At 52.4% G+C, this 12,669-nt stretch carries 13 protein-coding genes; all 13 read right to left on the reverse strand.

Features of this window, described 5'->3' with window-relative positions:
• Positions 1 to 26: 26 nt before the first annotated feature.
• Entirely contained in the window at positions 27 to 551 is a 525-nt protein-coding gene (locus RAC89_RS02640; RefSeq protein WP_284640195.1) for a gamma carbonic anhydrase family protein, read from the reverse strand.
• Between the two features lie 50 nt (positions 552 to 601).
• Positions 602 to 1,732: a hypothetical protein gene (locus tag RAC89_RS02645; RefSeq protein ID WP_306611570.1), complete on the reverse strand. Its 1,131-nt coding sequence runs from the start codon at positions 1,730 to 1,732 to the stop codon at positions 602 to 604.
• 136 nt (positions 1,733 to 1,868) lie between these two features.
• Positions 1,869 to 2,459, reverse strand: coding sequence for a histidine phosphatase family protein (locus RAC89_RS02650; protein WP_306611572.1), 591 nt, complete (start codon positions 2,457 to 2,459; stop codon positions 1,869 to 1,871).
• Positions 2,460 to 2,536: 77 nt separating this feature from the next.
• Positions 2,537 to 3,163: an anti-sigma factor family protein gene (locus RAC89_RS02655; protein WP_306611574.1), complete on the reverse strand. Its 627-nt coding sequence runs from the start codon at positions 3,161 to 3,163 to the stop codon at positions 2,537 to 2,539.
• Positions 3,160 to 3,753 carry an RNA polymerase sigma factor gene (locus RAC89_RS02660; protein ID WP_284640203.1) on the reverse strand — a complete coding sequence of 198 codons (594 nt, stop codon included), beginning with the start codon at positions 3,751 to 3,753 and terminating at the stop codon, positions 3,160 to 3,162. Before RAC89_RS02660 ends, RAC89_RS02655 begins: the two co-directional genes overlap by 4 nt.
• 429 nt (positions 3,754 to 4,182) lie before the next feature.
• Complete coding sequence (locus tag RAC89_RS02665) at positions 4,183 to 5,271, reverse strand: prephenate dehydrogenase (RefSeq protein ID WP_306611577.1); 1,089 nt, start codon at positions 5,269 to 5,271, stop codon at positions 4,183 to 4,185.
• Positions 5,268 to 6,371 carry a histidinol-phosphate transaminase gene (gene hisC, locus RAC89_RS02670; RefSeq protein ID WP_306611579.1) on the reverse strand — a complete coding sequence of 368 codons (1,104 nt, stop codon included), beginning with the start codon at positions 6,369 to 6,371 and terminating at the stop codon, positions 5,268 to 5,270. The genes RAC89_RS02665 and hisC overlap by 4 nt, the downstream gene beginning before the upstream one ends.
• Before the next feature lie 42 nt (positions 6,372 to 6,413).
• Entirely contained in the window at positions 6,414 to 7,226 is an 813-nt protein-coding gene (gene trpA, locus RAC89_RS02675) for a tryptophan synthase subunit alpha (RefSeq protein ID WP_306611581.1), read from the reverse strand.
• The gene (gene trpB, locus RAC89_RS02680) at positions 7,213 to 8,418 is read right to left on the reverse strand and encodes a tryptophan synthase subunit beta (RefSeq protein ID WP_306611583.1); all 1,206 of its coding nucleotides are present in this window, start codon (positions 8,416 to 8,418) and stop codon (positions 7,213 to 7,215) included. The genes trpA and trpB overlap by 14 nt, the downstream gene beginning before the upstream one ends.
• Positions 8,411 to 9,094, reverse strand: coding sequence for a phosphoribosylanthranilate isomerase (locus RAC89_RS02685; RefSeq protein WP_306611585.1), 684 nt, complete (start codon positions 9,092 to 9,094; stop codon positions 8,411 to 8,413). Before RAC89_RS02685 ends, trpB begins: the two co-directional genes overlap by 8 nt.
• A gap of 7 nt (positions 9,095 to 9,101) precedes the next feature.
• Complete coding sequence (gene trpC / locus RAC89_RS02690; RefSeq protein WP_306611587.1) at positions 9,102 to 9,905, reverse strand: indole-3-glycerol phosphate synthase TrpC; 804 nt, start codon at positions 9,903 to 9,905, stop codon at positions 9,102 to 9,104.
• A complete protein-coding gene (gene trpD, locus RAC89_RS02695; protein WP_284640216.1) occupies positions 9,895 to 10,944 on the reverse strand; it encodes an anthranilate phosphoribosyltransferase in 1,050 nt (349 codons plus the stop codon). The genes trpC and trpD overlap by 11 nt, the downstream gene beginning before the upstream one ends.
• Positions 10,945 to 10,977: 33 nt before the next feature.
• Positions 10,978 to 12,513 carry an anthranilate synthase component I gene (gene trpE, locus RAC89_RS02700; protein WP_306611590.1) on the reverse strand — a complete coding sequence of 512 codons (1,536 nt, stop codon included), beginning with the start codon at positions 12,511 to 12,513 and terminating at the stop codon, positions 10,978 to 10,980.
• Positions 12,514 to 12,669: the final 156 nt, after the last annotated feature.

Consider the following 12,669-nt stretch of genomic DNA (forward strand, 5'->3'; position numbering starts at 1 on the left):
TTACTTGATACAGCTAGCCAGTCTGTTTAAGCTTGCCGATTCCCGCCCTGCTCCCGGTACTCTATTCCGCGAAGCACGTAGCCGTCAGTCGTCCGTTTCATCCGCTCCAGGTCGGATTCTTTCAACTCGCGTACGACGGCGGCCGGTGAGCCTAAGCTTAATGTACGGGAGGGGATCGTCTTGTTTTCCGTCACAAGCGAACCGGCACCTACTAAAGCATATTCACCGATAGTGGCGCCGTTAAGGATAATCGCCCCCATCCCGATTAATGTGCCTTTACCTATAAGGCAGCCATGAATGATGGCGCCGTGCCCGACGGAAACATCCTCTTCGACTATCAGGGGTTGATCCGTGTTCACATGACCTACGCAGCCATCCTGAATATTGCTTCGCCGGCCGATTCGAATCGGAGCGAGATCTCCGCGCAGTACCGTGTTGAACCAAATGCTCGCGCCTTCTTCAATCGTCACATCCCCGATGATCTGAACTCCGGGGGCGAGATAAACCGACGGATGGATCTTAGGGAAGATCCCATTATAGCTGTGCAGCATGACGAACACTCCTTCGACTCCAAGTTTTGGAGTGATTGTAGCAGGCTGTCTTACGGGTTGTCAAAGGGGATCACAATCTTGTCCTCGTCCGGAACATAGATGCCTGCAATCAAACTGGAGCCGAGCTTCGTCACCTGGACGACCCTGCCTGCAGCTTCATCCTCTCCGATCCTGACGAGTCCCAAATGCATCATCATTTGCAAAATTCTTTGCTCCAATATGGAGTCTGGGCTGTCATAATAGAACGGACGAATGAGCGGGCCGATCGCTTCCTTTAACGACGAGGCCGTTACCCATGTGCGGGAGGCCAGCTTATCCAGCCATTGTACCAATGATTGCAAGTTGGGGATGGCGCCTTTATACAGCCTCAACCAGAAGCGGTACACTTGAAGCAGATCTTCCTTTTGCCGTTCGTCCACTCTCGCCTTTCCGAGCTCCGTTAACGCCAGCACCTGATTATGCTCGGTAATCAAATCGTTGTAATAGCAAAAGTCGTAAATGAAGGAAAAGCGATTCGGGTAATCCCGAAACATTCTTCCGTATCCAAATCTCCAGGCGGTTTTGGGGACCAGCTCTTCCCGAACGGACAACGTCTCCAGAATTTGCTGAAGATTCCGCTTGTACATCACATTCTCTGCCGTAAGCATCACTTCCTGATTGCGCAGGAAGCGAAGGAAGTTTCCGATATCCTCGACAATCAGCTGCTGCTCATCCCGATAAACCGCAGGCTCTTCCGTCTCGATCAGACGCTGTTGAAATTGCTTTGCTAAAGCCGAAACGAACCTTTTCTTTAAATCGGCCGGGACCTCGAACAAATATCTCGTTTGTTGGGAATACCCGTTAAACAGCCAGCCGCGCTGCTTAAACCTGCTAATCATGTCCCTTGGGTTCCATGGTTCTCCAGATTCATCTTTGACAAACCGGCTTTGCTGGACCCGCGCGATAAGTTCCTCCAGGCTGAAAGCGCCGCGTGGGTCGAAGATCAGGGAATTCAAAAATCGGATATCCTCCATGGTCAAATCATCCACCTGCCGCTCGAATACGTCCTTCCGGCATACGGTCGATAAGATGGATTGGATCAGCTCATTTTTGGAATGTCCGTTGCATTCGCACTCATACGTTCTTGCGATACGGCTCAAGTCATGGATATCGGCATAGCTGAGCATATCGGCTAAATTCATGGCGTTCTCCTTTCTTGAAAGGTTGTTCTTACTACCCATTATGGGAAAATGTTCCGGTTTTAAACGGTATTTCACGAGAAAATGAAAAAAACGTCTGTGCCGGATTTCCGGGTAACAGACGTTTACAAAGCGAAATTTATGTGCTTAGTTCATTTAAATGCAAGGTACAGTTAAGCAAATGAATATCCCATTGCTTCTCGTTGCGATGGAGAACCGTTAGGGAAGTATTGTTCAGATGCTCCTCCAGGGGACCCTGCAGGATACGGGTAATCACCGGTACAATGTATCCCCCATGGCTGACAATCAGCAGTTTTTTGCCTGGATGGACCTGCTCTGTTTCGCTAACGAACGAATCCCATCGCTGCAGCAGGGAATCATCGCTTTCCAGACCGAGCTCGTGCTCCCGCTCGCGCCAGTCTTCTCCCCATTTGGCTATCCTGTCCTGAACCGTAGTCCCTTCCAGCTGACCGAAGGCTCGTTCCCGAAGACGGGCGTCAACGCCTAATAAAGGAACGCCTGTGATCTTCTCAATCGTTAGCGCGGTTTCATGGGCTCGCATCAAATCGCTGGCAATGATCCCATCCCACGCTTCGTACTTCAACCGATTCGCAAGCAGCTTGGCTTGAACCCTGCCCACCTCGGCCAGCGGCGTGTCCATTTGTCCCTGCATTCTGCCTTCCAAATTCCATTCCGTTGTACCGTGACGAATCAATCCGAGCTGAATCATGGACTTTGCTCCTATTCTTAAAGGATAAGTAGGCTAAAAAAAGAAAAACCCCTCCGCAAGGGGTCAACCGCCCATCGTTACGAGCGTGTTCGCGAAAGCCAGTTCATAATGAGCAAGGTGCAGGTTAGACCGAGCAGCGACAAAAACATCATGTAATCCTTCACGGTCTGAATAGGTCCTACTTTATACATAAACGGCTCGTTGAAACCCTTGAGACTGGCCACCGCCGTCGGCATGGAGTGCACATTCATCGAATCCCCGCTGCTTCCAGCGATCACGACAGGCTCCCCAAGCCGTCCGAAGACGGACGATTGCTGGCTTGCTACGGTATCCGACGAAAAGCCTCCGGCTGCCGAAAAAACAAACGTAAAAATGAACAAGGTCAGGCAGAAGGCAACGACCGCAGTAACGTTTCTGCGCATTTTGTAGGAGAAATGGTACAGCTTGTCGCCTACCGGAACTCTCCAGGACTCGTCTTGATAAATACGCTTCATCACGCTCTCTGAAATGACCGGCGCTTGACGCTCTGTTCCCATCGTTTCCGTTACCGATTTGATCAGATCCTCGCTTTCCCGCCACATTTCGAATTCCTCGGCACATTGTGCACAATGCTTGATGTGCTCGTCCACGGCCTGCCGCTTCAGATCACGCTCATTCAAATCCCAATATTCGGCGAACAATTCTTGAATATCCTCGCATTTCATCTCCGGTTCATCCCCTCGTACTCCTCCAAGATCGGTTCCACAAAGTACGGCTCAAGCTGCAGCTTTACACTGGCTCTGGCTCGAAACAATAACGATTTGACCGAACTTACGGTTTGCCCTAATATATTCGCGATTTCCTGATAATCGAGCTGGTCGTATTCACGCAGAATCAACGCGGATCTTTGCTTCTCGGGCAAATTGTTGATCGCATCCCTGACCATTAACACCTTCTCGTTGCGAAGCACGGTTTGCTCCGGCAGCGTATCTAACGATGTTTGCGGCGTATGGCCGCTTTCCTCCAAGGAAACCTTAATGCTCCTATGCTTGCGCAGCTCGCTTAACACCGTATTGCGCGCAATGGTGTACAGCCAAGTCGAGAACGTCGCTTCCACCTCTCGAAACGAATGAAGACTGCGATACGCCTTGTAGAAGGTCTCGTTGCAGAGGTCTTCGGCCAGCGACTCCATCTGCGAGCTTTTCAGCATGTGATATATAAAAGCCAATATTTTGCGTTCATATCGGCGCATCAATTCGTCGTAGAGCTGAACGTTGCCGTCCTTGATCTCTCTGATCAACTGGGAATCGGTCATTACTTGCGACCCTCCTTGTGATTCCTGCTTACTCCCAGTGACGTTACTAATTTTACTGTTAGGGGAGTAGAAAAGTTGCGGTATCATTTTAAAAAATATTTAGAATAAATGGACTCTAGTGTAAGATTCGTTGCACATAGTCAAAAATCCTGCTTTTCCGACATCTTTCAGAGAAATTACCAAAAAAAGGTGTGCAATCCTACTAGAGGATGCTCATGAGAAGGAACAGATGCCCCCCCTATATATGTAATGCGAGAGAGTAAACAACTATCACAAAAAAAAGACCACCTGAATTTCAGGTGGTTGCACATAGTGCCATTATTCGGATAGGAGTGGAGAGAAACCATACTGTACTTTTATTATATGTATCCGTTTACAATCTGTCAATGGTTTTTTTGAAAACGGTTACCTATAAATTTAAAAAAAAGATTACACGTGAACCGTGTAATCCTTCTTCAGCAGCTCGAGCGCTTTGTCCATGTGCTCTTCTTCCCCAAAAGAAAGACGGAGCACTCCCGGCACATCTTCCCTGCTTTCAATAATTTGAATATTGCTCAGATTGACCTTGTGGTTGCCCAGGAGCATCGTAATTTGACCGATGACCCCCGGATGGTCCGGTACATCCACATAAATATCGTAGAAGGAATGGATAACGCCTTTACGCCGCTCCGGCAAGTTATTCCGGAAGCTTCCCGCCAGACGGAACTCCTCCTGAATCGCTTCACCGTTCTCCGTCTGAATCAACTCGATAAATCGAGCAATCTCCAGATTCCAATCGGAGAGCAGCTTTAACATCACATCTTTATTATTGATCAGGATGTCACGCCAGATGATCGGATCGCTGGAGGCGATGCGGGTAATATCCCGGAAGCCGCCTGCGGCGAGCAGCTGATACAGATCGTTCGAGCGGTTGTAATTGGCGATTTGGTTCACCAAGGCAACGGCAATGACGTGGGGCAAATGGCTGATGGCCCCGACAATCGTATCATGTGATTTCGCGTCGAGCTTAACGATATGCGCCTTCGTCCAGCTGAGAAGCTCCACCAGCCGATCATACGCCTCCGCCGGTGTATTTTCTTCCGGTGTCAGAACATAGAAGGCGTTCTCGAACAGAAGTGAGGTGGCCGCCTCCACTCCCGACTTTTCCTTGCCCGCCATCGGATGTCCGCCGATAAAATGCACGTCTCTCAGCTCTAATCCTGCCGCGTACGCAGCTACGGATGCTTTCGTGCTGCCTACATCGGTAATGATGCAGCCGGGCTTCAGGGGCAGCCGGGTCAGCTTTTGCAAATACTCCTCCAGGTTCCCTACCGGCACACAGACAAAAAGAAAGTCCGCATCGGCTGCGGCTTCCTCCAACGAGGTGGTGGCATAATCCACCACTCCCCGCTTCATATATTTTTCTACGGACGCAGGATTGTTCGAATGGCCGACGACCGTCACCCCCGGCTTCCCTTTGAAGCACAAGGCGAGCGAGCCTCCGATCAAGCCTACGCCGAATATCGCAATTTTGGTCATGAGGACACGGCCACTTCACTCAGCACTTCGCTAAGCGCGGACAGGAACTTCTCGTTCTGCTCCTCGCTGCCGACCGTAACGCGGATTTTTGTCGGATAGCCCCAGCCTGCATCGTGTCGGATAATAATCCCTTTACGCAGTAACGCCTCGAAAACTGCCTTACCGGAGCGCTTTACGTCCACCATGATGAAGTTGCCGTGAGCATCGAAGTAGTCAAGCCCCATCTCATCGAACCGGGCGGTAATTTGCTTAATGCCCTTGGCGTTCGCTTCGCGGCACTTCTCGATAAATTGGGAGTCCTGGATAGAAGCCAATGCCGCCTTCTGTGCAAAGCTGGTCGTATTGAACGGCTCGCGAACCTGATTGACGGAGCGAATCACATCCGGATGCCCGATGCCATAACCGATCCGCAGTGATGCCAGACCGAAAATTTTGGAGAAGGTGCGCAGCACGATAATGTTGTCGTACTCCTTGAGCATGGCAATACTGTCGGGATACTGGCCGCTTACATTGTACTCGGCATAGGCCTCATCGAGGACTACCAGTACATGCTTCGGCACCGCATCCAGAAACTTGCGAACTTCCTGCTCGGTGTTCATGGTGCCTGTCGGATTGTTCGGGTTGCAAAGCCATATCACCTTCGTCCGATCCGTAACTTTCGACAGCATCGCATCAAGATCGTGCTTGCCGTTCGCGTCAACCGGAACCTCAATGATGACAGCTCCTTCGATTTCCGCATTGTGTTTATACTGAGGGAATGTCGGAGTAGCCGTAATCGTTTCATTGCCCGGCTCCAGATAAGCGCGGGCGATCATTAGAATAATTTCGTCCGACCCTGCACCGAAAATGATTTGATTGTTTTGCACGCCAAAGTGCGCGGCAAGCGCCGTTGTCAGCTCAACAGCCCCGCCGTCCGGATAAATGCTTGCTTGGTCGACCATCGCCACGATGGCCTCCTTCGCCTTCGGCGAGCTGCCGAACGGATTCTCGTTGGAGGCAAGCTTAATAACTTCCGTCAATCCAAGCTCCCGCTTGACTTCATCCATCGGCTTGCCCGGTTGATAAACCGGTAAATGAACAATATTTTTCTTAGGCTGCATAGCCGGTCACCTCTCTACGTATAGGAAAATGGAAAAGTGCTATTACTCTCCCACTAATTCTCTCACAAAATTGCGAATTTGCAAGAGTCCCTGCGACTTTGTTTGCTCCGAAGCAAGGAGCGGAAGCACTTCCTCCACTTGTCGGACCAGCGCGCTGCCCACAACGATGCCGTCACAGGTCTCTGTAAACCGAAGGACCTGCTCCCGATTCGAAATCCCGAAACCGATGGCGATCGGCAGATCCGTTGCATTTTTTACCGTCTTCAGGAACTCATCCACCCCGCTGTGGAATTCGCTTCTTGTCCCCGTAACCCCCAGGGAAGAGACACAATACACGAAGCCCGACGCACGGGAGACGATCCGCTGAATTCGCTCGTTAGAGGTAGGAGCTACAAGCGGAATCAGATGAAGCCCATGCTTCTCTGCCAGCTCGCGAACCTCCTGGTCCTCCTCCATTGGCAGGTCGGGAATGATGAGTCCGCTGATTTCATTTTCCTTTAGGATAGGGAAAATACGATCAAGCCCCATTTGCAGCACCGGATTGTAATAGGTGAACAGGACAAAAGGCAGCTCGCAGCCTTCCTCTCTTGCCTGCTTCGCCGCATGAATCACATCTAGGATGGAGATCCGGTTCGATTTCAAAGCACGGCCGGAGGAACGCTGGATCACCGGACCGTCGGCAAGCGGGTCGGAATACGGAACTCCAAGCTCTACAATGCTGGCTCCGCCCTTCTCCAGCTCCTTGATAATATCGATGGATGTGCGAACGTCGGGATCACCAATGGTCAAAAAGGGAATGAATGCCGTTTGCCGCTTCTCCCGCAGCTCGGCGAATTTTTGATCAATGCGATTCATTCGAATTCCCCCCCAAATATTTCATGATTGCCTCGACGTCTTTATCTCCGCGGCCCGAAAGGCTGACTACAATGATCTCATCCTTATTCATCGTAGGAGCAAGCTTCAGCGTTTGAGCGATTGCGTGAGCGCTCTCGAGTGCCGGAATGATGCCTTCCGTGCGGCTGAGCAGCTGCAGTGCATCCAATGCTTCCTTATCGGTAATCGGTACGTATTCTGCACGGCCTGTATCCTTCAGATACGAGTGCTCCGGTCCGACGCCGGGATAATCCAGCCCGGCCGAGATCGAATGAGCCTCTTGTACTTGTCCGTACTCATCCTGCAGCAGGTAGCTCATCGAGCCTTGGAATACCCCGTGGCTTCCCTTGGTCATCGTGGCGGCATGCTCTTCCGTTTCCACACCTTTACCTGCCGCCTCAACACCGATCAAACGCACCTTCTCGTCATTCACGAACGGATAAAACATACCGATCGCGTTCGAGCCTCCGCCAATCGCCGCTACAACGGCATGAGGCAGCCGGCCCTCCAGCTCCAAAATTTGCTTGCGGGATTCGTCGCCGATAATGCGCTGGAAGTCGCGAACCATCATCGGGTAAGGGTGCGGACCTGTAGCCGAGCCCAAAATATAGTACGTGTCTTCCACATGGCTGACCCAGTAGCGGAGCGTTTCGTTACATGCATCCTTAAGCGTCCGGGTGCCGGAGGTTACGGGCACTACCTCGGTGCCGAGCAGGTTCATCCGGAACACATTGAGCTGCTGGCGCTTTGTGTCCTCCTCGCCCATGAATACCTTGCATTCAAAGCCCAGCAGAGCTGCGACCGTTGCGGTAGCTACACCGTGCTGTCCTGCGCCGGTTTCCGCGATGATTTTTTTCTTCCCCATCCACTTGGCGAGCAAGCCTTGACCTAGTGCGTTATTGATTTTGTGTGCGCCGGTGTGGTTGAGGTCCTCGCGCTTCAAATAAATTTTCGCTCCGCCCAAATGCTCGGTTAAACGTCCTGCGTAATAGAGAGACGTCGGTCTTCCGGAGTAACGGTGCAGCCAGTAATGGAGCTCCTGCTGGAATCTTTCGTCCTTCAAATATTTTTTATATGCCTCTTCCAGCTCGATCAATGCGTTCATAAGCGTCTCGGGAACATAACGTCCGCCGAACTTCCCGAATCGTCCTTGCTCATCCGGTCCGTTAAACATTGGCCTTCACCCTTTCTACGAAACTGCGAATTTTATGAATATCTTTGGTTCCGTCCGTCTCCACTCCGCTTGAAACATCAACCCCGTCAGGACCATACGTATGCAGCAGGTCCTGCACATTCTCCGGATGAAGTCCCCCTGCAACCAGCAGCGGAATCCCCGCTTCCCGGCACCATGCCTGATAAGGCGGTATCGAATCCCACGCAAAGGTTTTCCCTGAGCCTCCGCCATATACCGGATCCAACGTATCCAGCAGCACTCCGTCAATATAGGGCTGAAACGGTTCGAGCTGAGCGCTCACCTGCTCCTTCGTTAGGGAGGACTCCGATTGGCCGGCAAGCGACCAAACCTTCAGCACTTTCGCGCCGGGGAAAGCTTCCTTCACCGCACGGCAAAACTCCGGACTTTCCTGCCCGTGCAGCTGAATGATATCCAAAGGGGCAGCCGTCATAATCGCTTGAAGCTCCTCTATCGCCGGGTTCACGAACACCCCCACCGCCTCAGGCTTTCCGGATTTCCCCGTCTCCCGTAGTACACGTAGAAGCTCCGACGCTTGCTCCACTGATACCTGGCGCTTGCTTCGGGCAAAGAGGAACCCGATATGGTCGACGGGAAGCGAAGCGACCGATCGTACCATATCGGCCGTCTGCAGCCCGCATATTTTCACACTTGGCATGATGTGGCTACTCCTTTACAGCGTCCGTGCGGCTGCCCAAGAGATCGTTTACCGCCTCGGTTACATCCGGCTGACGCATGAAATGCTCGCCCACCAGAACGGCTTGAGCTCCGATGGATTGCAAATAACCGATCTCCTCAGCCTTGGAGATGCCGCTTTCGCTCACTACAGTCACGCCCTTCGGAATATGGCGGGTAAGCTCCTCGGTCGTTTTGAGATCCGTCACGAATGTCTTCAGGTTCCGGTTGTTAATGCCGACGAGTGTCGGATGGAGCTCCAGCACCCTATCCAATTCTTCCTTGTCGTGTACCTCGATCAATGTATCCAGACCGATGGAGGAAGCAATTTGGCTGAACTCCTTCATCTGAGCGGTAGTGAGGATCGCTGCGATAAGCAGAATGGCATCCGCGCCGATGACGCGCGCTTCATAAATCTGATGCGCATCAATCGTAAAATCCTTCCGAAGCAGCGGGAGTCCGACGGATTTTCGGACCTGGGTCAAATAATCGTTGCTGCCCTGAAAGTACTGTACATCGGTCAGAACGGAAATGCAGTCCGCCCCTGCCGCTTCGTACGCCTTGGCCAGGCCTACCGGCTCAAAATCCTCACGAATCAGTCCCTTGGACGGTGAAGCCTTCTTCACCTCTGCAATCAAACCCATGGGGCGCTTGCGCCCTGCAGTCAAGGCTCTTTCAAAGCCAAGACAGGGGGAAAGCGATGCAATCTGCTTCTCCATCTCCCCGATGGTTACCTTTTCTTTCAGTAGGGCAACCTCCTGCTGCTTCGTTGCTACAATTTTATCAAGAAACATGGCTCATATCTCCTGTACATTGGACTAACTGCTCCAGCTTTTGCAGCGCAAGGCCGCTGTCGATCACCTGCGCCGCTCGCTGTACACCCTCCTGCAACGAGCCGCTAAGCCCCGTCACATAGAAGCATGCGCCCGCGTTAGCAAGCACGACGTCGCGGCAAGCTCCCTTTTCCCCGGCAAAAATGCTGCGGATGATCTGCGCGTTATGGACCGCGTCCCCTCCGACCACTTCCTTCAGGCTGTACGTTTTCAGCCCCAGCTGCTCAGGCGTAATTTCATAGGTTTGAATGTGGCCTTCTTTCAGCTCCGTCACTTGAGTAGGCGCCGAGATACTGATCTCATCCAAGCCGTCTAGACTTGCAACAACCAAAGCCTGCTTTACATTCAACGCCTGCATCACCCATGCCATCGTCTCCGTCTTGCTCCGGTCGAAGATTCCCAGCACCTGGCGATCCGCCCCGGCCGGATTCGTAAGCGGGCCCAGCAAATTAAACACCGTACGCACGCCAAGCTCCCTGCGAGGCACCGCTACGTGCTTCATCGATTGGTGGTACAGCTGAGCGAACATGAAGCAGATGCCTACCTGCTCCAGGCAGCGGGCCGCCTGCTCTTGATTCAGCTGAATGTTCACACCGAGAGCCTCCAGCACGTCCGCGCTGCCGCTGCGGCTCGACATCGCCCGGTTGCCATGCTTCGCAACTCGAATCCCTCCGGCTGCCGCAACGATAGCGGAGGTTGTAGAGATATTGAACGTATCCGCTCCGTCCCCACCGGTACCGCACGTATCCAGAAGGTTGCTTTGCTCCGTCAGTACCCGATTGGACTTGGCGCGCATCGTTTCGGCGAATCCGGTAATTTCCTCTATCGTTTCGCCCTTCATGCGAAGCGCGGTGAGCAATCCGCCGATCTGGGAAGGCGTCGCCCCGCCCTCCATAATGTTCGACATCACCTCACGTGCTTCATCACGCGTCAGGTGCTGCATGCTGACAATTTTTTGAATGGCTTGCTGTACGGTTAACGGTTGTACTACCTGTTCCATTTCCTCGCCCCCCATGTAATGAGTAAATCAATCCTATTGATAATAATCGTGATTGATCAGCGCATAGGCCGGTTTCTTAGGTGTAAATACCGCCTCCGCCATGCGAATCGCCTTCAGCATGCCTTTGGCCTTGTTTACCGTTTCCTGATACTCGTTCTCAGGCACGGAATCCCATACGATCCCCGCACCAGCCTGCACATAGGCTTTTCCGCCTTTGAAAATAATCGTCCGGATCGTAATGCACGTATCGAGGTTGCCGGAGAAGCCAAGATATCCGATTGCCCCGGCATAAGCTCCGCGGGCTTCGTTCTCCAGCTCCGCAATGATTTCCATCGCCCGAAGCTTCGGAGCGCCCGAAACCGTACCCGCCGGCAAACAGGAGATGAACGCATCGAAAAAGTCCTTATCCTTAGCTATCTTGCCTGTTACGTTCGAGACGATGTGCATTACGTGCGAGTATCGCTCGATCTGCATGAACGTATCGCACTTCACCGTACCAAATTCGCTGACGCGCCCGATGTCGTTGCGTCCGAGATCCACCAGCATCAGGTGCTCTGCCCGCTCCTTCTCGTCAGCCAGCAGCTCCTGCTCCAGCGCAAGATCCTCCTCCGTGGTACGGCCGCGCGGACGTGTACCGGCGATCGGTCTTGTCTCTACCTTCTCGTCCTCGACGCGGACAAGCAGCTCCGGGGAAGTACCTACAATGACTTCATCGTCCATCTTCAAGCAGTACATGTAAGGCGAAGGATTGAGCGTGCGAAGAATGCGGTATACTTGCAGGGGCTGCACCTCCGTCTCGATTTCGAAGCGTTGGGATAGCACCACCTGAAAAATGTCGCCGGCGCGAATATATTCTTTGGCTGCATTCACATTGGCGATGAATTGCTCCTTCGTCAGGTTGGATTTCACCTCGCCAAGCTCCACATCATCGGGAACCGGATTGTGGGAGGCGACCGGCAGCGGCTTTTTCAGCCTTTCGATGGTGGCATCGATCTTCGCACATGTGGCTTCATAAGCAGCGAGGATGTCGGCATCCGTCCCTTGCGGTGGGATGTGCACGTTCGCAATCACCTTCAGCTGTTGTTTGAAGTGGTCGAATACGATGACCTGATCGCAGAACATGAATTGGAGGTCATTCATCTGCAGATCATCCTGGCGGTGCTTCGGAAGCTTCTCATAATACTGCAGCAGATCGTAACCGAAGAATCCGACGGCCCCTCCTGTGAAACGAGGCAAATCCGGCAAAGAAGGACTCTTATAATGCCTTAGCAAAGCCTTGAGCACCTCAAGCGGCTTCTCGGAGGACTCCTTCGTCCCTTCCGGTCCTTCCATTCTTGTAACCCCGTTCTTCGTCTCCAGCAGCAGGAAAGGATCCGTACCGATGAAGGAGTAACGAGCCCACTTTACCCCGCCCTCAACGCTCTCCAGCAGAAAAGCTCGTTTTTCCTGATAAAACTGCTGAAACACGCGAATCGGCGTTTCCGTATCCGCCAGCAAATGGCGAACAACCGGGATTAGGTTATACTCTCTGGCCAGGCGAATCACTTCTTTGGCTTCCGGTGTGTACATCGTCATCTCTCCTCTTCTCGTCTCTTCTTTGACTTAGCCTCATATTCGTGAAAAACAAAAAGCCTCTACCGCAAAGTAGAGGCGTTAATTAGCCGATAGGAAATAATGGTTATGAAAGGTATGGTAAAATATGCCGTGAGGGGCTAAAAGGAATAC

Origin of the sequence: Paenibacillus sp. GD4 (genome assembly GCF_030846225.1) — a bacterium.
Lineage (GTDB): Bacteria > Bacillota > Bacilli > Paenibacillales > NBRC-103111 > Paenibacillus_G > Paenibacillus_G silviterrae.